The following is a 25,188-nucleotide window of genomic DNA, read 5'->3' on the forward strand; positions in this document are numbered from 1 at the left end:
GAGAAGCGGAAGCAGGACAGGCACCCACCATCGAGTTCGGCTCCCCACCGGCATGATGTGCCTTGGCCGATCAAACCTTGATGACCCCCCTGCCAATTCCGTTGACACCGGCTCCGCCGCGATGGATTCTTGACGCTCGATTTCAACGTGACGGACCGCGCCCTCCGATTCGTCGCCGGGATTTCGGAAGGGCCAGACGCTCTCACCGGTTTTCGCTTGGCAGTACCCCTGCCATGAAAATAGAGTTGAAAGCCTTTTGATTGCAGTCGGATAAGGGATTCGGCGACGCCGCGAAAGGCCCCTCATCCGGCTGCCGCCACCTTCTCCCCGTGAAGGACGGGGAGAAGACCGCCTGCCGCGATGACGGCGCTCAATCTGCGACGCTGACGATTGGCGAAGCCGGTGGCGACATCGGTCTTCTCCCTGCAATGCGGGGAGAAGGTGGCGGCAGCCGGATGAGGGGCAGTTCGCGACGGTCGAAGCAGCCAAGCCCGATACCTCGGCTTCTTCCCCGCCTGCTACCAATAAAGCGCCGAGACCCGTTTGCCGCGATCAGATCCACGCTTTCATCCAGGCCCGGTGACTGGCGGTGTGTCTCATCCGATCGCGCTTTCCAGCGGCCACCTTGTGAAGGGTATGTTTGGCCAAAAGCACCTCCGGCACGCCCACCTCCGGCACCACGCCGAAAGAACAGGCCCGTCCTGTAAACTTCCAGTTGTTTACAGGACCGCCGCCATTCCGAACCCGTCCTCTCGCCACTCGAAAAACGGCAACTTACTCCACGGCGCCGGCCACGTCGGAAAGCGCGATCGCCTTGCGCAACACCGCGACAAAGCGTTCGCCTGCCTCTTTCCTGTCGCCGCTGTTGTCGATCGTTATGGCGCCGATCGCCGACGCGTCGAACTGTGCCTGGCGGGCGAGCCGCGCCAAGACCTCGCCGCGCGACTCTCGGCCGCGCGCGGCGAGCCGCTCGGCCAGGATCTCGGGCCGCGCGGTGATCTCGACGACAAAGACATTGAGATAGCGTTCCTTGAGCGCGGGAAGCGCGCCGCGCGACAGGTTCGCCACAGCCACGCGGCCGTCCGATATCGCCGTGTCGACGCTGGCGGGCAGGCCGTATTTCAGCCCATGCGCCTGCCAGGAGAGCGCGAAGGCGCCATGCGCCTCGGCCTCGTCGAAGGCGGCGTCGGCCAGCGTGTCATGGTCCTCGGCGGCCGTATCGCTCGGCCGGGTAATCACCCGGCGCACGAATTCGACGGCAGACTCGTCGGCGAAGTGGCGGCGCGCGAAATCGAGGATCGTGTCCTTGCCGGCGCCGCTCGGGCCCACCACGGCGACGAACACGCCGTTGCGGACCGGGAACGCGACGCTGTCGAGTTCGCGCTCGATCAGGGCCGAGACCATCATGCGACGCGCCTTCCTTCGCGCCAGACGGTGCGCACGACCGGCACATGATCGTCGACGCGCACGCGCACCAGATCGGCCCGGCGGCCGGGTTCGATGACGCCGCGATCGGTGAGACCGACGGCCTCGGCCGGATTGCGCGACACCATCGCCACCGCCTGAGGCAGGGAGACCTGGTCGACGACCTCGCCGAGGAAGAAGGCCGACTGGATAAGGCTGAACGGAATGTAGTCGGAGGATAGGATGTCGAGCAGGCCGCCTTCGGCCAGTGCGCGCGCCGAGACGTTGCCGGAATGCGAGCCGCCGCGCATGACATTGGGGGCGCCCATGAGCACGCCGAGCCCGGCTTCCCTGGAAGCGCGGGCGGCCTCGGCGGTGGTCGGGAATTCGGCGACGCGGATGCCCTGGCTGACAGCTTCCTCGACATGGGCGACGGTGGCGTCGTCATGGCTGGCGAGCACGATGCCGCGCGCCTGGCAGGCGGCGGCAATCGCCGCTCGATTGGCCGGCGAATTGGCCTCGGATTCGGCGATCCGGCGCTCGCAGAAGACTCGGAACGCCTCGTCGGACATCTTGAGCTTGCCCTGGTAGTAAGTCGCATAGGCCGAAAGCTGCGCGAACTGGCGCTGGCCCGGCGCATGGTCCATCAGCGAAGCGAGCCGTACGCGGTCGTCGCCGTCGAAATAGCCGAAGCCGTCGAGGCAGTCCGGAGCTGACACCTCGCAGCGCAGATGAATGAAATGGTCGGCGCGGACCCGGTCCTGGCGCACGCTGTCCTCTATGGCGTCGGCCAGCTTGCGCATCTCGACGGCAGTCATGTCGGCATCCTCGTCGAGACCGACACGCAGCGCGTCGAAGACCGTGGTGATACCGGCGGTGGCGACCTGAGCGTCATGGGCGAGGACCGCGGCGATCGGGTTCCAGCGCACCTTCGGCCGCGGAGCGTAGTGGCCTTCGAGGTGGTCGGTGTGCAATTCGACAAGGCCCGGAATGACGAAGTCGCCTTGCATATCCTCGCCGATGCGGGAGGAGCCGGAGGCGATGTCGGCGATGAGCCCGTCGCGGATCAGCAGCGACCCTGTCACCACCTCGTCGGCGAGAACGAGGCGGGCATTGGAGAGAACGGTTTCGGCAGTCATGTCAGGCGGACTTTCTTTCCCGCTGTCGTCCCAGCGGATGGTAGGATTGAACCTTGAACGGCGCTCCGGCCTCGGGTTCGACAAAAACGGCGAGCCCGTCCACTGCGACGGGGCCCTCGAGCATGGTACCAAAAAACTCCTCGATCGCGCCACGGATGCGCGGAGCCTCTTCGGCGCCGACCCTGCCGGTCAGCGTCATGTGGAAGCGGAACGCCTCGAAGACGTAAGGATAGCCCCACTGGCAGAGATTGCGGAATTCGGCGGGGCGCAGCGCATCCGGGTTGCGCCGCTCGATCTCGGCCTCGGTGAGCGGCGCGCGGAAGCGGTCGAAGGCGACCACGACGTCGTCGGCGAGCTTGTGCAGCGCCGCCGGCTTGCCCTCCGGCATGAGCGCGAAGAAACCGTCGAGTTGGGCAATCACGAGGCGCGGCAGCACGACCGGCGCCATGCCCTCGGCAAAGGCGTCGACCGCCTTGCCGAGAGAGGCTTCGGTCTCGCCTTCGGCCAGGCGGAACGGCGCCTTCAGGGTCGCATGGAAGCCGTAACGGCGCGCGGCCGCCGTATGGAAGGCGATTTCGGCCGCCGAGATACGACCGAGCGCGGGCGCCGGGGTGACGTAGCCGGTAAAGGGGTCCCTGCCCAGCCACTTCGCCGCGGTCCGGGTCAGCGGATCATCGGGCGCTGGCGTGAAATAGATCGCGTAACGCATGGTTATTCCTCGCAAGCCCGATGCCATAGGCGATTTGCATGACAGATTCACGAAGCTATGCGTGATTTCGCAGCGCTAGCAAAACTTAGCCGGCAAGTCACGGAAGGGCTCAGGTGAGGGGCCGGCGCCTCTCAATCCCTCTTCAAGCGCTGCCCGACATCAAACGCTTTCTCAACGCGTTGGAGATGTTGTCGAAGATGAAGACCACGATCAGGATCAGCAGCACCATATAGGCGACGTTCTCCCAGTCGGTGTTGGTGCGCATGGCCTCCCACAGCTTGAGGCCGATGCCGCCAGCGCCGACCGCGCCGATGATGGTCGCCGAGCGCGTGTTCGACTCCCAGAAATAGAGCGACTGGCTGAGGAAGACCGGCAGCACCTGGGGCAGCACGCCGTAGCGCTGCACGAGCGCCGGGTTGGCGCCGACGGAGCGTATGCCCTCGCGCTGCTTGTCGTCGATGTTCTCCAGCGCCTCGGAATAGAGTTTTCCGAAGGTGCCGGTGTCGGTGAAGAAGATCGCCGAGATGCCGGCGAGCGGACCGGGACCGAAGGCCCGCGTGAAGAACAGTGCCCAGATCAGCATGTCGACGGAGCGCAGGAAATCGAAGAAGCGCTTGGCGACCTGGTTGACGATCCGGTTGGGCGTGATGTTGCGCGCAGCCATGAATGCCAGCGGGAAGGCGAGCATCGTCGCCAGCACGGTGCCCGCGAAAGCCATGACGATCGTCTGCATCAGCTTCAGCCAGACGTCGCCATGCTGCCATTCGGCATTGTTGAGGATGTTGTCGAAGGCCAGGGCGGCGTTCGACATATCGGGGCGGATGCGCTCCGAGGAGAATACCAGCCCGGCGACCTCGCCGAAGGACTTTCCCCAGAACGGGGAGTTGGCATCGAAGAAGAAATTCTCCCAGCCCCAGAAGCGCCGCCGCACCTTGATCTCGTCGTCCTCGATGTCTGCCCGGCCGGAAAAGCCGAAATCGACAATGATCTTGTCGCCGGGGGCCTTCTGCACGGCCCAGGCCGGCAGCGGTCCGGCCGCATCCACGCGCTCGCGTGGGATGATGGTGACGTCGAGCGTCTCGCCGGCCCGGGTGACCGTCACGCGGCCGGGCGTGACGTCGATCGTGGCACTGCGGCCCATCGACATGGCGATATGCGAGAAGATCTGCTTGGCCTCGCCGGTCGGCTTCGGGTCGAGCACGATCCAGTCGGGATGACGTTCGGGATTGTAGGCGGAGAAGCGCGGATAGGAGACTGTCGCGCCGCCGTCCTTGAAGTCGATATTGGGCCGGGTCTCGTAGCTCACCCAGTCGGCGAGATAGCTGCCGGCGATGCTCCAGTTGCCCGAGGTCAAGACGCTGCCGATCGAGAACAGCCACCAGGCGAAGATCAGGTAGCCGACGATGCCTATCCCGACGGCCCAGGATATCAGGCGTTTGCGGCCGGAGCCGGCGAAGGCTTCGGGATGGCGGGCGGCGATCGCGGCGATCTCGTTCCGGGTCAGCGCGGTCATGGTCAGGCTCCCCTGCCGAAAGCGAAAGCCTGGTCGCCGACGAGCTTCTTGCGCAGCCAGGCCGAGAACTGGTCGACCGCGATGATCGTCAGGAGCAGGAGCAGGATGATCGCGAGCGTCTTGGCCTCATGGTTGCGGCTGATCGACAGGCGCAGCTCCTCGCCGATCCCGCCGCCGCCGACCGCGCCGATGATGGTGGAGGCGCGCACATTGATCTCCAGTCGCAACAGGGCGTAGCTCAGGAAGTTCGGCATGACCTGCGGCACGATCGCGAACCAGACGCGCTCGATCCAGTTGGCGCCGGCAGCGCGCAGCCCCTCTTCCGGCCTCATGTCTGCGTTCTCGACCACCTCGAAGAACATCTTGCCCAGCGCTCCGATCGTGTGGATCATCACGGCGATGATCGCCGGCACCGGACCGAGCGACAGCACGGCCAGGAAGAAGCCGGCGATGACGATCTCCGGAAAGGCACGCAGGATCTCCATGAAACGCCGCACGAAGAAGCGCAGCCAGCGCCGCGTCACGAGATTTGAGGCAGCCAGGAAGCAGAGAACGAAACCGAGGGCGAAGCCGACCAGCGTCGAGACGAGCGCGATGTTGAGCGTCTCGAGCATCTTGTAGAAATATTCGGGCAGATAGAGCGACCGGGTCAGATAGACCCGGCCTTGCGGATAGTCGTATTTCAGGCTGCCGTCGGCATAGGGCGAAGGAAGATCGAACAGAGCGCGCCAGACCTCCCAGCCGTCGCGCGGGATCATGTCGCCGATGAAATCGAACAGATGGGGCAGCCGGTCCCAGAACTTGCCGGCATTGCTCTCATTGGCGAACCAGAGCGAGCCGGCCATCGCGACCACCATGAAGAGCACGCCGCCGATCGTGTAGAGACGCCGCCGGGCGGCAAGCTCGCGCCAGTGGCGCTCGACGGCAAGGCCAGTATCCGAAAGGGTCACGCTCATGAAATGTCCACTCAATGCTTGCCGACAGGATGTGGAAACGTCCAGTCGACTTCGATTCGGACTTTGACCGTCACTCCGCCCCTCATCTGCCTGCCGGCATCTTCTCCCCGTGAAGGACGGGGAGAAGACTGATGTCTTCCACGATTTCGCCAATCGTCACGGCTGCAAGGAAGAGTTCCGTCATTGCGGCAAGCCGTCTTCTCCCCGTCCTTCACGGGGAGAAGATGCCGGCAGGCAGATGAGGGGCCAAACTACGGTCGAAAGCTCTCTCCCTCGACATAAGACAAGCGCGCCGCGGTTGCCCCGCGGCGCGCTCGAAAAGCCTGACGGCTCAACCGCCGATCTGCGCTTTGCGGGCGGCGATGATCGGCGCGTAGAACTCCGGCGTGACCTCGGTGAAGCTCTTGAAGTCGCCGCCCTGGATCGCCGAGAAGCAGGCCGCGTCGGTTTCCGGCAGCTTCAGCATGAAGTCCTTGAACTTGGTCTTGATGTCGGCGTCGAGCGTGGTGCGCACGACGATCGGACCGTTCGGGATCAGCGGCGACTTCCAGATCTCGACGAGGTCGTCCATGTCGAGGATGCCCTTGTCGACCATTTTCCTGAGGTTGCCGGAGGTGTAGCCTTCCGAGAATTCGCCGACGCCGGAGCCCCAGGTCGTGCCGGCAGCGAAGGTGCCCTTCAACACCTCCAGCACCAGGTTCTCATGGCCGCCGCCGAAGCCGGTCTCGCCGAAATAGTCCTTCACCGGAGTGTTGCCGAGATCGGCCGGCAGCGAGGTGACGGGGATCAGGTAGCCCGAGGTGGAGTCGGGATCGGCGAAGCCGAGCTTCTTGCCCTTCAGGTCGGCGAGCGACTTGATGCCGGAATCCTTGCGGGCCACCATGATCGAGTAGTAGCCCGTGGCGCCGTCGGTCTGGACGGTGGTCAGGATCGGCTCGACCGCCTTGTCGTTCTGCAGATAGATCTTGGCATAGCCCGAAGCGCCGAGTTCGGCATAGTCGAGCGTGCCGCCGAGCAGGCCCTGGATGGTGCCGTCATAGTCGGCGGCCGGGAACAGCGACACCTTCTCGACGCCGAGCACCGAGGGAAGCTGGTCGACCAGGCACTGGAAGTTGCGCAGGCGGTCGGCTTCGTTCTCGCCGCCGATCAGGCCGATGCGGAACTCCTTGAGGTCCTCGGCCTGGGCCGCGCCCACGGCCATGGCCACGAGAGATACGGCGCCGAAAAGGATCTTCCTGAACATGGATGTCTCTCCTGTTGTCGTCCGCGCGATGCCGGACCGGATGTCGTGTTGAGGCCCGTTACGCGGGCAAGGCGATCGCGAAGCTCAGAGCCCGGCAAAGGCGGGTTCGAGCGGTCCGGCGGATTGGAATTTCCTGGGCTTTCCGCTGTGGATGCTGGTCGAGGTGATGGCCTCTGAAATCTCGTTGCCGTCGCCGTCGGCGCCATAGACAAGCCGCACGGCGTCACGGTCGAGATCACTTGGGGCGCCGTCGAAGACGACCCGGCCGGCGGCCATGCCGATGATGCGGTTGCAATAGGCGCGGGCCGTGTCGAGCGTATGCAGGTTGGTGATGACGGTGATCCCCTCGCGGCGGTTGATGTCGGCTAGCGCATCCATCACCACCTTGGCGTTCAGTGGATCGAGCGAGGCGATCGGCTCGTCGGCTAGGATCATCCTCGGCTGCTGCATCAGGGCGCGGGCGATGGCGACGCGCTGCTGCTGGCCGCCCGAAAGCGTGCCGGCGCGCTGCAGCGCGGTGCGCGCGATATCAAGACGCTCCAGCGCCGAGATGGCCATGGCGCGTTCCTCGCGGGAGAAGATGTTGAGAAGGTTGAGGGCGGTCGAACGGTGATTGAGGCGGCCGAGCAGCACATTGGCCAGCACGTCGAGCCGAGGAACGAGGTTGAACTGCTGGAAGATCATGGCGCAGTCGCGCTGCCACCGGCGCAGCGCCGAGCCCGCCAGCTTGGAGACGTCGGTCCCCTCAAACAGAATCGACCCCTGGCTGGGGTCGATGAGACGGTTGATCATGCGAAGAAGCGTCGACTTGCCGGCGCCGGAGCGGCCGATGATGCCGACCATCTGGCCCTGCGGGATGTCGAGGACGACGCCGCCGACAGCAGTGTTCGCGCCGAAGCGGCGAGTGACGTTGCGGATCTCAAGCATGACAGCTTCCCTGACCCGGAACTCTTCGGTCCCGTCGGGAACAACCCGCTACCGGACCAGCATGAAGCGGCGGTGTCAGTATGATGTCAGTTTTGTTACGTTCAACAGTGCGAAAGGGCCGCGTCTGGTTTGCCTGCGGTCGGAGCCAATCGTAGGACTGGCAGCTCATGCAACCGATGGAGGAAGCCCATGGTCAAGGGAAGCTGCCACTGCGGGAATGTCGCGTTCGACGTCGAGGACGAGCCGGGCAGCGTCATCGAATGCAATTGCTCGCATTGCAGCCGCAAGGGCTACCTCCTGTGGTTCGTGCCGCGTGACAAGCTGACGCTCCACACGCCGCCCGAGGCGCTGGCGACATACAAGTTCAACAAGCACGTCATCGACCATCTGTTCTGCAGGAACTGCGGCTGCGCGCCATTCGGCTTCGGGGTCGATCCGAAGGGACGGGAGATGGCCTCGATCAATGTGCGCTGCATCGAGGAGATCGACCTCTCGACCCTGCAGCGCATACCGTTCGACGGCCGCAGCCGGTGAATTGGCAGGGCTGCGTCGTTCAGTCCGTTGACGGCAGGCTCGCGATCAACTCGTAGGCGGTGCTGCGCCCGCCTGCAGCGCTCTTTTGTAGCAGACCCTTGGCGACAAGATCCGCAATGTCGCGTGCGGCCGTATCCTGCGAGGTCTTCGCCAGCTTCGCCCATTTGGTTGACGTCAATTTGCCTTCGAAGTCGCCCTCGAGCAGGCGATCGAGCACCTTTGCCTGGCGGGCATTCAGATCGAGCGCCGAATATGTCTGCCAGAAACGGGCCTTGAACATCACACTGTCCAGGGTGGCCATGGCGTTGGAGACGGCGTGGCCGAGGCGATCCACGAACCATCGGTTCCACCGCGTCACGTCGAGGTCTTCGCCGCTCGTAGTCACCTTGAGAACATCGTAGTAGTCGCGCCGCGCCCGCTCGATGGCGGCCGACATCGAGTAGAGCCGTTGTGGTCCGGCGTCGGCACGTGCGAGCGCCATGTCGGCGATGGCGCGCGTGATACGACCATTGCCGTCGTCAAATGGGTGGATCGCGACGAACCAGAGGTGAGCGACGGCCGCTTTCAGGGTCGGATCGATCGCAGGCGCGGCATTGAACCAATTGAGAAAGGCCGTCATCTCGGCCTCCAGCAGACCAGCGGGAGGGGCGACATAATGCACCTTCTCGCGGCCGAACGAGCCGGACACCACCTGCATCTGCCCCCTCGAATCGTTGCGCCAGGCGCCGACACGGAGCTTTTGTCCCCATTCGTTGCGGCCGGTCGGAAAGAGGGCGGCGTGCCACTGGAAAAGCCGTTCGGCCGTCAGCGGCTTCCAGCAGTTCATCGTCGCGTCGAGCGTGATGTGCACGATGCCCTCTACGGACCTGTCGAGCGCCACGAAGCCGTCGATGTCGATGCCGAGCCGGCGCGCCAGGGAGGATCGTACCTGCTGTTCGTCCAGCCGCTCACCTTCGATTGCGGAACTCTTCACGACGTCTTCTGTGAGCGTCTGAAGCAGCGTGTCTTCCCGGACCTTGAAGCCGAGCACCTCAATGCGGCCGAATAGTCTGCCCTGCTCGTGGCGCACCGCGACGAGTTGCGTCGTCAGCTCTTCATCGCGCCAGCGGAAAGCCGGCCAGTCAGGCGATTGCCAGATGTAGGCCATCCATCGAAACTAGACGCCGATGCGGAGCTTAACAAGACTAATATCCGCAAGGATGCGGATATTAGTCGAGCCTATCTCCGCATCGAGCTTATTCTATCCGCCGTATTTCTCCAGGAACGCCTCCGCGGACAGCCCGCGGAAATCGTCGAGCGCGGCGCGCAGCCTGATATGGTCCCAGTCCCACCAGGCTAGTGCCTGGTAGCGTTCGGCGGTCCGGCGGTCGAAGCGCTCGCGGATCGGCCGGGCCGGCACGCCGCCGACGATCGTGTAGGGCGCGACGTCCTTCGACACGACCGCGCCTGCCCCCACCGCCGCGCCGTCGCCGACGGTGACGCCCGGCAGGATGGTCGCGCCATGGCCGAGCCAGGTGTCATGGCCGATGGTCACGCGTCTCGCGCGGCGCATGGCGAAGAAGTCCGCCTCGTGCTCGGCATCGTCCCAATAGTCCGAGGCCCGGTAGGTGAAGTGATGAAGCGTCGGGCGCGACACCGGATGATTGGTCGCGTTCATGCGGACGCTTGCCGCGATGTTGGAGAACTTGCCGATCGTGACGCACCAGGCCGAGCAGTCCTGCATCATGTAGGAATAGTCGCCCAGTTCGGTCTCCTGCACCCGGCAGCGCTCGGCGATCTCCGTGTAGCGGCCGAGCGTGGAGGCCTGGACGTCCGCCGTCTCGTGGACGAGCGGCGTTTCCGAGAGTTTCTTTCTCATGCAGCGATCCTCCCGGCCGCGAATTCGGTGACGTCGATGATCCGGTCGGCGACCGCTTCGCGTACATCCGCATCGTGGAAGATGCCGAGCAGCGCGACGCCGGCCTTCTTCTTCTCCTCGATCATCCGGATCACCACCTCGCGGTTCTTCGCGTCGAGCGAGGCGGTCGGTTCGTCGAGCAGGAGGATCGGATGGGCGGTGATGAAGCCGCGCGCGATGTTCACGCGCTGCTGCTCGCCGCCCGAAAAGGTGGCGGGCGGCAGCGACCAGAGCCGTTCGGGAAGGTTGAGCCGCGCCAGATATTCCCGGGCCTGCGATCGCGCGGCCTCCTTCTCCTCGCCGCGCGCGACCAGCGGCTCGGCGACGACGTCGAGCGCCGAGACGCGCGGCACCGTGCGCAGGAACTGGCTGACATAGCCGATCGTGTCGCGGCGGATGGCGAGCACCGTGCGCGGCGTCGCGGCGGCGAGGTCGACCAGATGGCCGTCATGGCTGACGATGATCTGGCCTTCGTCGACGGCATAGTTGCCGTAGACCATCTTCAGGATCGAGCTCTTGCCCGCGCCGGAAGGGCCACCGAGCACAGCGCATTCACCCGATCTCAGCGCGAAGGAGACGCCGGCCACGACAGGCAGGCGGATGCCGTCGCGCAGATGCATGGTGAAGCTCTTGGCGACTTCGGAAACGACGAGCGGCGTCGACATCAGCGTGCCTCCCCTTCCTTTCTTGCGTGACGCCCTACGTTGCCCCCCTCTGTCCTGCCGGACATCTCCCCCACAAGGGGGGAGATCGGACGGCCGCGTCGGATGCAATTGTTCTGAAACGCAGACGATTGGCGAAGGTGGGGGTGACAGCCGATCTCCCCCCTTGTGGGGGAGATGTCCGGCAGGACAGAGGGGGGCGCGACGGAACGCCCCGCTTGGCCGGCGTTTTCCATAGCGAACATTTTCAAACCTGCAGTATCGATGAGACGAGAAGCTGGGTGTAGGGCGCGCGCGGATCGTCGAGCACGCGATCGGTAAGGCCGGTCTCGACCACATGGCCGTCCTTCATCACCATCATGCGCTGCGACAGCAGCCGCGCCACGGCGAGGTCGTGGGTGACGACGATCGCGGCGAGCCCGAGGTCGGTGACCAGTCCGCGCAGGAGATCGAGCAGGCGCGCCTGCACCGAGACGTCGAGGCCGCCCGTCGGCTCGTCCATGAAGACGAGGCGCGGGCCGGTGACGAGATTGCGCGCGATCTGCAGCCGCTGGCGCATGCCGCCTGAGAAGGCGCGCGGCTCGTCGTCGATGCGATCCTCGCCGATCTCGACGCGCGACAGCCAGTCAACCGCGGTCGAGCGGATGCGGCCGTAATGCCTGTCGCCCACCGCCATCAGCCGCTCTCCGACATTGGCGCCGGCCGAAACGGTCATGCGCAAGCCGTCGGCCGGGTTCTGGTGGACGAAACCCCAGTCGGTGCGCATGAGAAACCGGCGCTCGGCCTCGCTCATGCGGTAGAGGTCGCGGAAGACACTATCGCGCATCCGGTAGCTGGCCGTGCCCGATGTCGGCAAGAGCCGCGTGGACAGGCAGTTGAGCAGCGTCGTCTTGCCCGAACCGGACTCGCCGACCACCGCCAGCACCTCGCCCGGCCACAGGTCGAAAGTGATGTTCTCGCAGCCAATGCGGGAGCCGTAATATTTCGACAGCGCCGTCACGCGCAGAAGAGGTTCGTCGGTCATTGCTCCAGCCTCGTGCTGTATGCGGGGTCACCCCCCTTTGGCCTGCCGGCCATCTCCCCCTCAAGGGGGGAGATCCGACGGCCGAACTGCAGTCGCCAATCGAGAACGTTGAAAAATGAGGTAGTCGGTGCCACAGCCGATCTCCCCCCTTGAGGGGGAGATATCAGGCAGGCCAGAGGGGGGTGATCCACGCCCGCCGTCATCGCTGTGTCTCCGCCGCCAGGTGCCCCACATGCCCTTCTTCCCGCCGTTTCTCGCAGTGGTCGGTGTCGGAGCAGACGAACATGTGCCCGCCGCGGTCGTCGAGGATCACTTCGTCGAGATAGACGTTGCTCGCCCCGCACAGGGTGCAAGGCTGGTCGAAGGTCTGGATCTCGAAGGGATGGTCCTCGAAGTCGAGGCTCACCACTTCCGTGAAAGGCGGAAGGGCGTAGATGCGCTTCTCGCGGCCGGCGCCGAAGATCTGGAGCGCCGGCGACATATGCATCTTGGGATTGTCGAATTTCGGCGTCGGCGAAGGATCCATCACGTAGCGCCCCTCGACCTTCACCGGATAGTCATAGGTCGTGGCGATGCGGCCATGCCTGGCGATATCCTCGTAGAGCTTCACATGCATCAGCCCGTATTCCTCGAGGGCGTGCATCTTGCGCGTCTCGGTCTCGCGCGGTTCGAGGAAGCGCAAGGGCTCGGGAATCGGGACCTGGTAGACCAGCGTCTGGCCTTCGCTGAGCGGATATTCCGGGATGCGGTGGCGTGTCTGGATGATCGTCGCCCTGGCCGTTTCGGTCGTCACCGCCACGTCGGCTACCTTGCGGAAGAAGGCCCGGATGGACACGGCGTTGGTAGTGTCGTCGGCGCCCTGGTCGATGACCTTCAGCACGTCGTCGGGCCCGATGATCGAGGCGGTCACCTGTACGCCGCCGGTGCCCCAGCCGTAGGGCATCGGCATTTCGCGCGACGCGAAAGGCACCTGGTAGCCCGGAATGGCTATGCCCTTGAGGATCGCCCGCCGGATCATGCGCTTCGTCTGCTCGTCGAGATAGGCGAAGTTGTAGGACGCGATATCAGTCGCCTGGATGTTCATTCCGCAGCCTCCCGCGTTTCGGTCCGTTCCCGCGCGTCGTGTTCGGCGCGCATGCGCCGCACGAGGTCGAGCTCGGCCTGGAAGTCGACATAGTGGGGCAGTTTGAGATGTTCGACGAAACCGGTGGCCTGGACGTTGTCGGAGTGGGAGATGACGAACTCCTCGTCCTGGGCGGGCGCCACGACGTCCTCGCCGAACTCGCGGGCTCTCAGCGCGCGGTCGCACAGCGACATGGCCATGGCCTTGCGTTCGGATTGCCCGAAGACCAGCCCATAACCCCGGGTGAACTGCGGCGGCGCCTTGGCCGAGCCCTTGAACTGGGTCACCATCTGGCATTCGGTCACCCGGACGCGGCCGAGCGGGACGGAGAACGGAAGCTCGGGCACGTCGAGCTCCAGCTCGACCTCGCCGATGCGGATTTCGCCGACGAAGGGATGGTTGCGCCCATAGCCGCGCTGGGTGGAGTAGCCAAGCGCCAGCAGGAAACCCTCGTCGCCGCGCGACAGGGCCTGCAGGCGGATGTCGCGCTCCATCGGGAACTCCAGCGGCTCACGGGTGATGTCGCCCGTGGTGTGATCCTCCGGCAGCTCGCCGTCGGCCTCGATCAGTCCCTCATGGGCAAGAATCTCGGAAACGCGCGGCATGCGCTCGGGGGAAGCTTCGCGCCGCTCGGCCTCGTCGACCGGCGCGCCGGTAGCCAGCCCGGGATCGAGCAGGCGGTGGGTATAGTCGAAGGTCGGCCCGAGCAGCTGGCCGCCGGGCAGGTCCTTGTAGGTGGCGGAGACGCGCCGCTCGACCAGCATGGCGCCGGTGTCGACCGGCCGCGTATAGCCGAAGCGCGGCAGCGTGGTGCGATAGGCGCGGACGAGGAAGATCGCCTCGATCAGATCGCCCCGCGCCTGGATGACGGCGAGCGCGGCGAGTTCCTTGTCATAGAGCGAGCCCTCGTTCATCACCCGGTCGACGCCGAGGCCGAGCTGTTCGACGATCTGGTCGATGCGCAGCGCCGGCACCGAGCGGTCGCCCCTGCGGCGGTCGGCGAGCAGCCTGTGGGCGTTCTCGATGGCGGCCTCGCCGCCCTTCACGGCAACATACATGTCAGCCCTCCATCATCTTGATGCGCGTCGTGCGCGGCAGGCAGGCGATGCCTTCGGGCGCCGCCAGGATCACGTCGATGCCGCGCGGGAAACGCTGGTTGTTCTGCTTCCACTGCTCGACGAAATGACGCGGCAGCGGCGAAGGCGAGATTGTCGCCGTCGTCTCGATGCCGGGCCCTTCGAGTTGCAGCCCCGGACCGGCCGAAAGCCCGGCGAGTTGCAGCACGAGCGTCGCGGAGCGGTCCGGATATTCCTGCGTGCCTTGCGCGAAATTCTCCAGCGCGATCTGTTCCGCAGGGTTCGCAACAATGGCGAAATGGGCTTCTGTTGGCCTGTCCGCGAGCGGAGCGCCGCTGTGGAAGCCGAGCCAGGACCGCACCGCCTGGGAAGCCTGCAGCGACGGATCCAGCCAGACCGGCGTATCGTGGTCGCAAAGGGTGAGGGCTACCGCGGCGGCGGCCGGCGACAAGGGCGCAGGCGGGCGGGCGAAACCAGGCAGAGGCCGCACCGTTCCCGGCCGCGCCATGGCGTCCATGACGGCGCGGAATACGGTCTGCGCATCGAAGACCGGATTCTCGAAGCCGCCGTCTATCGTTTGATCGAGCATCAGTCCTCTCCGCGTACCATGGTGAAGAAATCGACCTTCGTCGCCGCGGTCTCGGCACGACGGCGGTCATCGGCCTCTGCAAGTGCTGCGCGCAGCGGCGCGATGACCCTGGCTTCGACATCGGCCCGCCGGGCGGGGTCCTGCCACAACGCATCGGCAATCGCCGACATCAGCGCCTTCTCCTTGTCGCGGCCGAGAGCATAGGCATGACCGACCTCGCCGGTAGCAAGCTTGACCGTGGCGCGGGTCACCGTGGCCTCGCCGAAGTTGAAGGGCGCACCGCCGCCGCCGATCCGGCCGCGCACCGTGACGAGGCCGGTCTCGGGGCCACGCACCGGATGCGCCTCGACCTCGAAGCCGGCATCGGCCCAGACCCGCTTCAGCATGTCGCCGGGCGCCGACGCCAGGGCGGTCATCGCCGCCTTGCGTGCCGCCTCCATTTCCTTTTCCTGTCGACGATCCGTCTTCATTCGTGCCTCGCTGAATTCGGTTATTTGTCTATTGTTATATACAACCGAACAAATTATAACAGACCTCTAGCGCGCGTCCATGACGCGTTCGTGACAGGGGCGGGAAAAGATGACCAAGACTGAACCATCCAACATGGAAAGGCGAAGCGGCGTGGCGTTGTGGCGGCAGATCGCCGACCGCATCCGGCAGGGCATCGCTGCCGGCACGCTGGGCGAGGACGACCGGCTGCCGCCGGAGCTGGTGCTGTCGGAGCGTTTCGGCGTCAACCGCCACACGGTGCGCGCGGCGATCTCCGCGCTTGTCCAGGAAGGAGTGCTGCGCGCGGAACAGGGCCGCGGGACCTTCATCGAACGCCGCCAGAGGCTGACCTATCCGATCTCGGCGCGGACACGCTTCTCGGCCGGGCTGGAGGGCCAGGCACGCGACCGACGCGGCAGCCTTCTGGCACATGCGACCGAGCCCGCGAAGGCTCGGGTCGCCGAGGCGCTCGATCTCGCCGAGGGCGCGCCCGTCATACGCCTGGAAACCTTGAGCGAGGCCGACGGGCGCCCGGTGTCGCGCGCCGCGAGCTGGTTCGACGCGAAGCGTTTTGCCGGCTTCGAGGCGGCCTTTGCCGACACCGGTTCGATCACGCTCGCACTCAAGCGGTTCGGCGTCGACGACTATTTCCGCAAGTCGACGCTCGTCTCCGCCAGGCACGCCGACGCGGCCGACTTGGCCGACCTCAAGCTCTCGCCCGGCGCGATCGTGCTGGTCGCGGTCGCGGTCAATGTCGACACCGACGGTCGCCCGATCCAGTTTGCCGAGACAAGGTTCGCTGCCGACCGCGTGGAACTGACGGTCCAGAGCTAACCCGGTCACACCGATTTGACGACATTATCCGAGGCCTCGATTGACCGGCCTTCGGGCGCCATGTTCAAACCGTTTCCGACAATCGCCGGAGGTCCATCCTTGAAAAGACTGCTGGTTTGCGCCGCCGCCCTGGCCACCATGACGCTGTGCGCCTTTGCGGGCGATCCCGATCCGGCGCAATGGGACAAAGTTCTTGCCGAGGCCAGGGGCGAGACCGTCTACTTCAATGCCTGGGGCGGGGCCGAGAACGTCAACACCTATATCGAATGGACGGCAGGCGAGGTGGCGCGCCGCTACGGCGTGAAACTCGTCCAGGTGAAGCTCGACGACACGGCCAATGCGGTCGCCAAGGTGGTGGCCGAGAAGGCGGCCGGCAGGAACGAAGGCGGCACGGTCGATCTCATCTGGATCAATGGCGAGAACTTCGCCTCCATGAAACGCCAGGGCCTGCTGATGTCTCCGGGCTGGGCCGAGAAGCTGCCCAACTGGAAATATGTCGACGTCGAGGGCAAGCCGACCATCCGCACCGACTTCACAATACCGGTGGAGGGCCTCGAAAGCCCGTGGGGCATGGCCAAGCTGGTCTTCTTCCAAGACACGGCAAGGACAGCGCCCGAGACGATGCCGACATCGGCAAAGGCCTTGCTGGAATGGGCCAGGCAGCACCCCGGCCGCTTCACCTATCCGCAGCCGCCGGATTTCACCGGCACGTCCTTCCTGAAACAGGTGCTTTCCGAGGTGGTCACCGACCGGTCGGTCTTGACAAAGCCGGTCGATGAGACCCGTTTCGCCGCGGTGACGGCCCCGCTCTTTTCCTATCTCGACGCGCTGAACCCCGTTCTCTGGCGTTCCGGAAGAGCCTTTCCGCAGAACTATCCGGCGATGAAGCAGTTACTGGCCGACGGCGAGGTGGACATCATCTTCGCCTTCAATCCATCGGAAGCCTCGAACGCGATCGCGTCAGGCGAACTGCCCGATACCGTGCGCTCCTTCACCTTCCCGGCCGGCACGCTCGCCAACACGCATTTCGTGACCATACCCTACAACGCCGCCGCCAAGGCGGGCGCGCTCGTCGTGGCCGACTTCCTGCTGTCGCCCGAGGCCCAGGCCCGCAAGCAGGACCCGAAGGGCTGGGGCGATCCGACCGTGCTTGCCATGTCGAAACTCGACGCCGGGGACCGGGCGCGTTTCGCGGCTCTGGATCTGGGCGTCGCAACCTTGCCGCCCGACAGGCTCGGCCCGGCGCTGGACGAGCCGCATCCGAGCTGGATGGAGCGCATCGACGAGGAATGGAAGCGGCGTTATGGCGTCGGGAACTAGCCGCTTGGCCGTAGTCGGGAAAGCTGGCGCTCAGCCCCCTGTCCACCTCAGACGATTAACAGCAACGGCACGGCGCGACGCGAGATGAAAGCACGTCCACCTGCTTTGCCATGCTGACCCGGCTCGGTCCGCCGCTGGCGATCGCGCTCCTGGCGGGTCCGATCCTGGCCGGGCTCGCCGGGACGCTGCTTCCCGCGCTGGGCTATCTGCCGTCGCTCGGCGGGACGCGCCTGACATCGGACCATGCGGCAAGGCTCTTCGCCGCGCCTGGTATCCTCACCTCGGTCATGCTCTCTCTGGCCTCGGGCCTCGTCACGACGGCAATATCGGTTCTGGTCGTCATGCTCTTCGTGGCGGCCTGGGCCGGAACCCGCGCCTTCGCAAGGGTCCGGCACCTGATCTCGCCGCTGCTCTCCGTTCCGCACGCCGCGGCGGCCTTCGGCCTCGCCTTCCTCATTGCACCGTCAGGCATGATCTCTCGCCTGATCTCGCCGGAACTGACGGGATGGTCGAGACCGCCCGACCTTCTTGTCGTCAACGACCCCTTCGGCCTTTCGATGATGGCCGGGCTGGCGGTGAAGGAGATTCCGTTCCTGCTCCTCATCGCACTCGCCGCCCTGCCCCAACTCGACGTCGCCAGGACCCGAGCGCTCGCGGGCACGCTCGGCTACGGCCACATCGCCGGCTTCCTGTTCGGGCTCTGGCCTTCGCTCTACCGGCAGATGCGGCTCGCCGTCTTCGCGGTCATCGCCTTCGCTACGTCGGTGGTCGACGTGGCGGCGATCCTCGGACCGACCGCGCCCCCGCCGCTCGCGGTGCGGCTCCTCGGCTGGATGAACGATCCGGATCTGGACATGCGTTTCGTCGCATCGGCTGGCGCGGTTCTGCAACTCGCACTCACGGGGACCGCACTTCTCGCATGGGTCGGACTGGAACGGCTTGGCGCGGCGATCCGTGACCGTGCGGCTCTCGCCGGCCTCAGGCTTCGGCACGACGCCTGGCTGTGCCGGGTGGCGCTGTTCGCCATGCTCGTTCCGGCAGTGGTGATATCGGGCGGGCTGGCCGTGCTATGCCTCTGGTCCGTCGCCGGCCTCTGGCAATTTCCCGACGCATTGCCCGAGAGCTTCACCATGGCGGGCTGGGCGAAATCCCTGCCCCGCATCGCCGCGCCGCTGGCGACGACCTTGCTCGTCGCATTTGCCGCGACGCTTACCGCAGTGCTGCTTGCGATTCTATGCCTCGTGCGCGAGCTCGAGACCGGCCGCACCGGCGGCCGCCTGGCCCTCGTCCTCATCTATCTGCCGCTGATCGTCCCGCAGGTCGCCTTCCTCTTCGGCTTGCAGCTTCTCTTCGCGTTTTCCGGCGCCGTGGCCGGCCTCTCGGCACTCGTCTTCGCGCATCTGATCTTTGTCCTGCCCTATGTCTTCCTGTCGCTGTCCGATCCGTGGCGGGCCTATGACCGGCGCTACGACGCGGTCGCCGCCGGTCTCGGCAAATCGCGGCGGACCACGCTCTTCCACGTCCGCCTGCCGATGCTCCTGCCGGCCGTGCTGACGGCTGCGGCGGTCGGCTTCGCCGTCTCGGTCGGCCAGTACCTGCCGACTGTGCTGATCGGCGCCGGCCGGCTGGAAACGATCACCACCGAAGCGGTCGCCCTCGCCTCGGGCGGCAATCGCCGCGTCATCGGCGTCTACGCCTTCTTCCAGATGATGCTGCCGGCGCTGGGCTTTCTGGTTGCCACGGCCGTGCCGGCATTGATATTCCGGCGCCGTCGCGCGCTGCGCGTCTGAGCCCCCGGGAAGAATGACGAAATCAGGCCTTTTCCTCGATCATGTGTCGATACGGCTCGACGGGCGCACCCTGCTTTCGGTCGCCGGCCATGTCGCGCCCGGCGCCGTGCTGACGGTCATGGGGCCATCCGGCTCAGGCAAGTCGACGCTGCTCGCCTATATCGGGGGCTTTCTGGACCCGGCCTTCTCGGCGAGCGGCAAGGTGTTCGTCGACGACATCGAGCTGAGCGCGCTGCCCGCCGAGGATCGTCACGCCGGCCTGCTCTTCCAGGACCCGCTTCTGTTTCCACACATGACAGTCGCCGGCAACGTGGCCTTCGCCATGGCGCCCGGCCTTAAAGGCAGGCAGAACCGCCTGGCGCTGGCCGAGGAGACTCTGGCCGGCGTCGGCCTCGCTGGCCTCGGCGAGCGTGACCCCGACACGCTGTCGGGCGGACAGAAGGCCCGCGTGGCGCTGGCACGCGTGCTCGTCTCCTCTCCGCGCCTGCTGCTGCTCGACGAGCCGTTCTCGAAGCTCGACCAGGAGCTGCGCCAGCAGATGCGCGAGCTGGTCTTCACCAAGGCCAGGGAGGCGAGGCTTCCCGTGGTGCTCGTGACCCATGACCAGGCCGATGCGATGGCCGCCGGCGGCTCGATCGTGCGCATCGGGGACCAGCCATGATCCGGCTGCCGGAACTCCCCGTGACGTCCGTGCTGCCGGCACTGCAGCAAGCGCTCCGGGACGGCCCTAACGCGGTGCTGGTCGCACCGCCCGGCGCCGGCAAGACGACGCTGGTTCCGCTCGCTCTGCTGGATGCAGCATGGCGCGGCGACGGACGCATCCTGCTTCTCGAACCGCGACGGCTCGCGGCGCGCGCGGCTGCGCGGCGCATGGCGTCACTGCTCGGGGAGGAGCCCGGCCAGACTGTGGGCTACGCGATGCGCATGGAGAACCGCATCTCGAAGGCGACACGCGTCGTGATCGTCACTGAAGGCGTCCTGTCGCGCATGATCCTCGACGACCCCGAGCTCTCCGGTATCGCGGCGATCATCTTCGACGAGTTCCACGAACGCTCGCTCGACGGCGACTTCGGCCTGGCGCTGGCGCTCGACGTCCAGGGGGCGTTGCGACCGGATGTGCGCCTTGTCGTCATGTCGGCGACACTCGACGGAGCGCGCGTGGCGCAGCTCGTCGGCGATGCGCCGGTCATCGAAAGCGAGGGCCGCTCCTTCCCCGTCGAGTTGCGCCACGACGAGCGCCCCGCTGGCGTCGCGATCGAAGACGCCATGGCGAAGGCAATCCGCGAGGCCCTGGCAGCCGAGCCCGGCAGCCTGCTCGCCTTCCTGCCGGGCCAGCGCGAAATCGAACGGACTGCCGAGCGGCTGGCCGGCAGGCTGCCCGAGCACGTCGACGTGGTGCCGCTTTACGGCCAGCTCGACGGCAAGGCGCAGGATGCAGCGATCCGCCCCGCGCCCGAAGGCCGCCGCAAGGTGGTGCTGGCGACCTCGATCGCCGAAACCTCGATCACCATCGACGGGGTGCGCGTGGTCATCGATTCCGGATTATCGCGCCTGCCGCGATACGAGCCGGCGACCGGCCTGACCCGGCTCGAGACGGTGCGCGTCAGCCAGGCGTCGGCGCTCCAGCGGGCCGGCCGCGCCGGCAGGACCCAGCCCGGCGTCGCGATCCGGCTGTGGCGGGCCGAGCAGACCGCCGCGCTGCCCGCCTTCACGCCGCCCGAGATCCTCGAAGCCGACCTTTCCGGACTGGTGCTCGATTGCGCCGCCTTCGGCGTCGCCGATCCCACGAGCCTCGCCTTCCTCGATCCGCCGCCGGCCCCCGCCCTGGCCGAGGCGCGAGCCTTGCTCCTCGCCCTTCACGCCATCGATCCCGCAGGACGGCTGACGCCAGGCGGGGAAGCGATGCGCCGGCTGGCGCTACCGGTGAGGCTCTCGCATATGGTTGCCGAAGCGGCCCGCTCGGGCGAGGCGCAAGAGGCCGCGACACTGGCCGTTCTGCTTACCGAACGCGGCCTCGGCGGCGACAGCCCCGACCTGGAGCGGCGGCTCGCGCGGTTCCGTAGCGAGAAATCGCCGCGCGCCGCTGCCGCGCGCCAGCTCGCCGAACGGCTGGCACGGCAGGCCGGCGGCGGGTCGCGACCTCAGCAACCCTCTTCCGCCGGAACGCTTCTGCTCCAGGCCTGGCCCGACCGCGTCGCCAAGGCCCGCGGCGAGCGGGGCCGCTTCGTGCTCGCCAATGGTCGGGGCGCCTCGGTCGACGCCGCCGATCCGCTCGCCGGCGAGGACTTCCTCGTGGTCGTCGACCTGCAGGGCAGGGCCCAGAATGCGCGGATCGCGGCAGCCGCGCCGGTGGCCGAAGCCGATATCCTTGCCGCGCTCGGCGATCGCGTCGAACGCAGGACCGAAAGCGCCTTCGATCCGGCGCGGCGCGCAGTCCGCGTGCGCGAGACCGCAAGGCTCGGCGCCATCCTGCTGTCCGAACGAATGCTGCCCGCGCCGACCGGCGCCGAGGCCGACCAGGCCATACTGGACGCGATCCGGACCCATGCCCTTGGCCTCCTGCCGTGGAGCAAGGAGGCCGAGACGCTGCGCCACCGGCTGCAATGGCTGCACAGCGGCCTCGGCGCCCCATGGCCCGATATGTCGGACAAGGCATTGATTGACACGCTGGAGGATTGGCTGCTGCCTTTCCTCGCGGGCGAAGCCGCCTTCTCGCGCATCGATCCCGGCGCCATCCAGGCCGGGCTCCTGTCGCAGGTGCCGCACGACCTGCAGCGCAGGATCGCAGCCCTCGCCCCCACACATTTCGATGCGCCCTCGGGCAGCCATGTGCCGATCCGCTACGACGGCGAAGCGCCCGTGCTCGCCATACGCGTGCAGGAACTGTTCGGCCTCGACCGTCATCCGGCCATCGCCGGAGGCACCGTCCCGCTGACGCTGGAACTCTTGTCGCCGGCGCACCGCCCCATCCAGACGACCCGCGACCTGCCCGGCTTCTGGCGCGGCTCCTGGGCCGATGTGCGCACCGATATGCGTGGCCGCTATCCCAGGCATGTCTGGCCCGACGACCCGATCAATACGGCCGCGACCAACCGGGCCAAGCCGAGGATAAAATAGCCGTTTGCCCTCGTCCCGGCAGTGGCGCATATACGATCCATGCAGGAACTTCGCCCTCACGATCCGCAAAGCAACGGGCTGCGGCTGAACACGCTTATCCGGCTGCGGTGGCTGGCCATCGTCGGCCAGAGCGTGACCGTCGTCTTCGTGGCCTACGGGCTCGAGTTCCCCCTGCCCGTCAGCTACTGCTTCGCGCTGATCGCCTGCTCGGCCTGGCTCAATCTCTATCTGGCCTTCCGCTATCCCGCCGCCCATCGGCTCGGGCCGGCGGCGGCGCTGTCGATCCTCATCTTCGACGCCCTCCAGCTGGTCGGGCTGCTGTTCATCACGGGCGGCCTGACCAACCCCTTCTCGCCGCTGATGGCGGTGCCGGTGGTGATCTCGGCAACGTCGCTGCCCTTGCGCATGACCGCGGCGATCGGCGGCCTGATGGTCGCAGCGGCCACGGCGCTGGTCTTCTATCACCTGCCGCTGCCCTGGGTGTCCGGCAACGAGCTCGTAATGCCCTTCATCTATGTCGCGGGCATGTGGGTGGCCGTGGTTGCGAGCATCACCTTCACCGCCGTCTATGCCTATCGGGTGGCGCAGGAAGCGCGGCTGCTGGCCAACGCGCTGGCGGCGACCGAATTCGTGCTGCAGCGCGAACAGCACCTTTCGGCGCTCGATGGCCTCGCCGCAGCGGCCGCGCATGAGCTCGGAACGCCGCTCGCCACCATCGCCCTGGTCGCCAAGGAGATGGAGCGCGCGCTCGGCGCCGACCCCCGCTTCCAGGAGGACGTCACCCTGCTGCGCAGCCAGAGCGAGCGCTGCCGCGAGATCCTGAAGCGGCTCACCAGCCTGTCGTCGGAAAGCGAGGAACATCTGGCGCAGCTACCGCTGACCTCGCTGATCGAGGAGGTGATCGCACCGCACCGGGATTTCGGCATCGCGATAAAGCTGGAACCCGGCGAGCGCGTCGGGCCGGAGCCGGTCGCGCGCCGCAACCCGGGCGTCATCTACGGGCTCGGCAATCTCGTCGAGAACGCCGTCGACTTCGCGCAATCCACCGTCACGCTGAGCTGGAGCTGGAACGCCGATACCGTCGCCATCACCGTCGTCGACGATGGTCAGGGTTTCCCGCCCGACATCATCGACCGCATCGGCGAGCCCTATATGTCGACGCGGCGCGGCTCCGAACTCGGCGGCGGACTGGGCCTCGGCCTTTTCATCGCCAAGACCCTTCTGGAGCGCTCCGGCGCGACAATGAAGTTCCACAATTCCTTCCTGCAGGGACAGGGCGCCATCGTTTCGGTGGTCTGGCCGAAGCAGGTCTTTGCAGGCCCCGTCGCGGCGGCGGTGAAGATGCCGGCGTAAACCCGGGAATCACGGGCGCATCGGCTTACCCGTTCTCTCAGCGGTTCGGGCTGACCACTGCGGTAATCACCACCGGGCCGGCGGTTTGGATTTTGGCGCACAAACCAATATATGTGGCAGGAAGACAACAGACGACGGACAAGGCTATGACCACGGAACCCGAAGCCGCGCAGGCAGGCGTGCTCGAAGGCGATACTTCGCTGCTGATCGTGGATGACGACAAGCCGTTCCTGACGCGTCTCGCCCGGGCGATGGAGATACGCGGCTTTGCCGTCGATACGGCCGAGAGCGTCGAGGAGGCCGTGGGCAAGGCCCGTGCCAATGCACCGGCCTATGCAGTCATCGACATGCGGCTCGGCGACGGCAACGGCCTCGACGTCGTGGCTGCGATCCGCGAGAAGCGGACCGATTCGCGCACCATCATCCTGACCGGCTACGGCAACATCGCGACCGCGGTGACGGCGGTCAAGCTCGGCGCCATCGACTATCTCTCGAAGCCGGCCGATGCCGACGACATCTACGCCGCCCTCACCCGCACGACCGGCGAACGCGCCGCGCCGCCGGAGAATCCGATGTCTGCCGACCGGGTACGCTGGGAACATATCCAGCGCGTCTACGAGATGTGCGACCGCAACGTCTCCGAAACCGCCCGCCGGCTGAACATGCATCGACGCACGCTGCAGCGGATCCTGGCGAAGCGGGCGCCGAGGTGAGATTAGCGAATAGCGAGTAGCGAATAGCGAGTAGCGAATAGCGAATAGGGGGATTGATGCTGTCAGCCGGCGCAGTTGCGTTGGCCGGCAAGCTCTTCTTCCCTATTCGCTATTGGCTACTCGCTATTCGCTCCCTTCATTCACTCTCGCCATCAAGAACCGGCACCGGCACGCCGGCCATCTCGGCGGCCAGCAGGCGCGCGGCGCCGGCTCTTGCGATCCTGAGCATCAGGGCCTTGCGGGTCGCTGCCGCCATCCGGTGCTCGGGCGCGTCGCGAAGGATCTCCGCGCCATAGCCGTCGGAAAGGATGAAACCGCATTCCTCCGGGAAGATCGACGCCGGCACCTCAGGGTGCGTGGCAAAGAAGAAGCGGTCCGAATGAAGCCGGTAGTCCGGCCATTTGCGATCGACCCTGAAATCCTCGATCGAGGATTTGATCTCGATGATCCAGATGTCGCCCTGCCGGGTGAGCGCGACGAGATCGGCGCGTCGCCCGGTCGCCAGCGACAGTTCGGGAAGCACATGCGCGCCCATTTCGGTAAGCAGCCGCTGCACGCCGCGGCGGATGATCATGGCGCGTTCCGACTGGCGGCCGTCGGCGAGCGGGTTGGCAAGAATCGGGGAAACGATGGGCATGGGGTCACCATGCCACCGAATGTTCACGTTTTGAACCCTTTTTGCGGCAAGAGGCTCGTCGCGCAGCGTTCACGCCCTGTGAACACCTGTTGCCAAAATGTCATAGCCGGCGGTCGACGACGTCATGCCGGGGCATCGG

General features: G+C 66.2%; 24 protein-coding genes. 8 read left to right on the forward strand and 16 right to left on the reverse strand.

Annotated features, from left to right (window positions below; genetic code table 11):
- Nucleotides 1-774: 774 nt before the first annotated feature.
- The 7 genes from phnN to phnC all read right to left on the reverse strand — a co-directional run bounded on the left by phnN (nucleotide 775) and on the right by phnC (nucleotide 7,891).
- Nucleotides 775-1,344, reverse strand: coding sequence for a phosphonate metabolism protein/1,5-bisphosphokinase (PRPP-forming) PhnN (phnN, locus tag JN302_RS01145; RefSeq protein ID WP_446720707.1), 570 nt, complete (start codon nucleotides 1,342-1,344; stop codon nucleotides 775-777).
- Nucleotides 1,345-1,403: 59 nt separating this feature from the next.
- Nucleotides 1,404-2,543, reverse strand: a complete 1,140-nt coding sequence (locus tag JN302_RS01150) for an alpha-D-ribose 1-methylphosphonate 5-triphosphate diphosphatase (RefSeq protein WP_202331316.1) — start codon at nucleotides 2,541-2,543, stop codon at nucleotides 1,404-1,406.
- 1 nt (nucleotide 2,544) lies between these two features.
- The gene (locus tag JN302_RS01155; RefSeq protein WP_202331317.1) at nucleotides 2,545-3,252 is read right to left on the reverse strand and encodes a DUF1045 domain-containing protein; all 708 of its coding nucleotides are present in this window, start codon (nucleotides 3,250-3,252) and stop codon (nucleotides 2,545-2,547) included.
- 142 nt (nucleotides 3,253-3,394) lie between these two features.
- A complete protein-coding gene (phnE, locus tag JN302_RS01160) occupies nucleotides 3,395-4,765 on the reverse strand; it encodes a phosphonate ABC transporter, permease protein PhnE (protein ID WP_202309719.1) in 1,371 nt (456 codons plus the stop codon).
- A gap of 2 nt (nucleotides 4,766-4,767) precedes the next feature.
- Entirely contained in the window at nucleotides 4,768-5,721 is a 954-nt protein-coding gene (phnE, locus tag JN302_RS01165) for a phosphonate ABC transporter, permease protein PhnE (protein WP_202331318.1), read from the reverse strand.
- Nucleotides 5,722-6,052: 331 nt separating this feature from the next.
- Nucleotides 6,053-6,964 carry a phosphonate ABC transporter substrate-binding protein gene (gene phnD / locus JN302_RS01170; RefSeq protein WP_202331319.1) on the reverse strand — a complete coding sequence of 304 codons (912 nt, stop codon included), beginning with the start codon at nucleotides 6,962-6,964 and terminating at the stop codon, nucleotides 6,053-6,055.
- A gap of 84 nt (nucleotides 6,965-7,048) precedes the next feature.
- Nucleotides 7,049-7,891 carry a phosphonate ABC transporter ATP-binding protein gene (gene phnC, locus JN302_RS01175; protein ID WP_202331320.1) on the reverse strand — a complete coding sequence of 281 codons (843 nt, stop codon included), beginning with the start codon at nucleotides 7,889-7,891 and terminating at the stop codon, nucleotides 7,049-7,051.
- Nucleotides 7,892-8,080: 189 nt separating this feature from the next.
- On the opposite strand from phnC, the gene JN302_RS01180 reads away from it, so the two are divergent.
- Complete coding sequence (locus tag JN302_RS01180; RefSeq protein ID WP_202331321.1) at nucleotides 8,081-8,425, forward strand: GFA family protein; 345 nt, start codon at nucleotides 8,081-8,083, stop codon at nucleotides 8,423-8,425.
- 19 nt (nucleotides 8,426-8,444) lie between these two features.
- On the opposite strand, the gene JN302_RS01185 is transcribed toward JN302_RS01180, so the two are convergent.
- The 8 genes from JN302_RS01185 to phnG all read right to left on the reverse strand — a co-directional run bounded on the left by JN302_RS01185 (nucleotide 8,445) and on the right by phnG (nucleotide 15,266).
- Nucleotides 8,445-9,572 carry a Fic family protein gene (locus tag JN302_RS01185; RefSeq protein ID WP_202331322.1) on the reverse strand — a complete coding sequence of 376 codons (1,128 nt, stop codon included), beginning with the start codon at nucleotides 9,570-9,572 and terminating at the stop codon, nucleotides 8,445-8,447.
- Nucleotides 9,573-9,665: 93 nt separating this feature from the next.
- Entirely contained in the window at nucleotides 9,666-10,283 is a 618-nt protein-coding gene (locus JN302_RS01190) for a DapH/DapD/GlmU-related protein (protein WP_202309725.1), read from the reverse strand.
- Nucleotides 10,280-10,987 (reverse strand): phosphonate C-P lyase system protein PhnL, encoded by a 708-nt coding sequence (gene phnL / locus JN302_RS01195; protein ID WP_202331323.1) that lies wholly within the window; start codon nucleotides 10,985-10,987, stop codon nucleotides 10,280-10,282. Before phnL ends, JN302_RS01190 begins: the two co-directional genes overlap by 4 nt.
- Nucleotides 10,988-11,231: 244 nt before the next feature.
- Nucleotides 11,232-12,008: a phosphonate C-P lyase system protein PhnK gene (phnK, locus tag JN302_RS01200; protein WP_202309727.1), complete on the reverse strand. Its 777-nt coding sequence runs from the start codon at nucleotides 12,006-12,008 to the stop codon at nucleotides 11,232-11,234.
- 199 nt (nucleotides 12,009-12,207) lie between these two features.
- Nucleotides 12,208-13,092 (reverse strand): alpha-D-ribose 1-methylphosphonate 5-phosphate C-P-lyase PhnJ, encoded by an 885-nt coding sequence (locus tag JN302_RS01205; RefSeq protein WP_202331324.1) that lies wholly within the window; start codon nucleotides 13,090-13,092, stop codon nucleotides 12,208-12,210.
- Entirely contained in the window at nucleotides 13,089-14,189 is a 1,101-nt protein-coding gene (locus tag JN302_RS01210; protein WP_202331325.1) for a carbon-phosphorus lyase complex subunit PhnI, read from the reverse strand. The genes JN302_RS01205 and JN302_RS01210 overlap by 4 nt, the downstream gene beginning before the upstream one ends.
- Nucleotide 14,190: 1 nt before the next feature.
- The gene (gene phnH, locus JN302_RS01215; RefSeq protein ID WP_202331326.1) at nucleotides 14,191-14,796 is read right to left on the reverse strand and encodes a phosphonate C-P lyase system protein PhnH; all 606 of its coding nucleotides are present in this window, start codon (nucleotides 14,794-14,796) and stop codon (nucleotides 14,191-14,193) included.
- Nucleotides 14,796-15,266 carry a phosphonate C-P lyase system protein PhnG gene (gene phnG, locus JN302_RS01220; protein ID WP_202331327.1) on the reverse strand — a complete coding sequence of 157 codons (471 nt, stop codon included), beginning with the start codon at nucleotides 15,264-15,266 and terminating at the stop codon, nucleotides 14,796-14,798. Before phnG ends, phnH begins: the two co-directional genes overlap by 1 nt.
- A gap of 109 nt (nucleotides 15,267-15,375) precedes the next feature.
- Between phnG and phnF the strand changes: the two genes are divergently transcribed.
- The 7 genes from phnF (at nucleotide 15,376) to JN302_RS01255 (ending at nucleotide 24,412) form a co-directional block, all read left to right on the forward strand.
- Nucleotides 15,376-16,119 carry a phosphonate metabolism transcriptional regulator PhnF gene (gene phnF / locus JN302_RS01225; RefSeq protein WP_202331328.1) on the forward strand — a complete coding sequence of 248 codons (744 nt, stop codon included), beginning with the start codon at nucleotides 15,376-15,378 and terminating at the stop codon, nucleotides 16,117-16,119.
- Between the two features lie 60 nt (nucleotides 16,120-16,179).
- A complete protein-coding gene (locus tag JN302_RS01230; protein WP_202331329.1) occupies nucleotides 16,180-17,439 on the forward strand; it encodes an ABC transporter substrate-binding protein in 1,260 nt (419 codons plus the stop codon).
- Between the two features lie 110 nt (nucleotides 17,440-17,549).
- Nucleotides 17,550-19,229, forward strand: coding sequence for an ABC transporter permease (locus tag JN302_RS01235; protein WP_202331330.1), 1,680 nt, complete (start codon nucleotides 17,550-17,552; stop codon nucleotides 19,227-19,229).
- Between the two features lie 13 nt (nucleotides 19,230-19,242).
- Nucleotides 19,243-19,890, forward strand: coding sequence for an ATP-binding cassette domain-containing protein (locus JN302_RS01240; RefSeq protein ID WP_202309735.1), 648 nt, complete (start codon nucleotides 19,243-19,245; stop codon nucleotides 19,888-19,890).
- Nucleotides 19,887-22,346, forward strand: coding sequence for an ATP-dependent helicase HrpB (gene hrpB / locus JN302_RS01245; protein WP_202331331.1), 2,460 nt, complete (start codon nucleotides 19,887-19,889; stop codon nucleotides 22,344-22,346). The genes JN302_RS01240 and hrpB overlap by 4 nt, the downstream gene beginning before the upstream one ends.
- 39 nt (nucleotides 22,347-22,385) lie before the next feature.
- The gene (locus JN302_RS01250; protein ID WP_202309737.1) at nucleotides 22,386-23,699 is read left to right on the forward strand and encodes an ActS/PrrB/RegB family redox-sensitive histidine kinase; all 1,314 of its coding nucleotides are present in this window, start codon (nucleotides 22,386-22,388) and stop codon (nucleotides 23,697-23,699) included.
- Between the two features lie 146 nt (nucleotides 23,700-23,845).
- Complete coding sequence (locus tag JN302_RS01255) at nucleotides 23,846-24,412, forward strand: ActR/PrrA/RegA family redox response regulator transcription factor (RefSeq protein ID WP_202309738.1); 567 nt, start codon at nucleotides 23,846-23,848, stop codon at nucleotides 24,410-24,412.
- 136 nt (nucleotides 24,413-24,548) lie between these two features.
- Here JN302_RS01255 and JN302_RS01260 read toward each other — a convergent pair whose 3' ends face one another.
- Nucleotides 24,549-25,049 (reverse strand): MmcB family DNA repair protein, encoded by a 501-nt coding sequence (locus JN302_RS01260; protein WP_202309739.1) that lies wholly within the window; start codon nucleotides 25,047-25,049, stop codon nucleotides 24,549-24,551.
- Between the last annotated feature and the right edge of the window lie 139 nt (nucleotides 25,050-25,188).

This window comes from Mesorhizobium sp. L-8-3, from assembly GCF_016756615.1.
In the GTDB taxonomy this organism is placed as follows: Bacteria; Pseudomonadota; Alphaproteobacteria; order Rhizobiales; family Rhizobiaceae.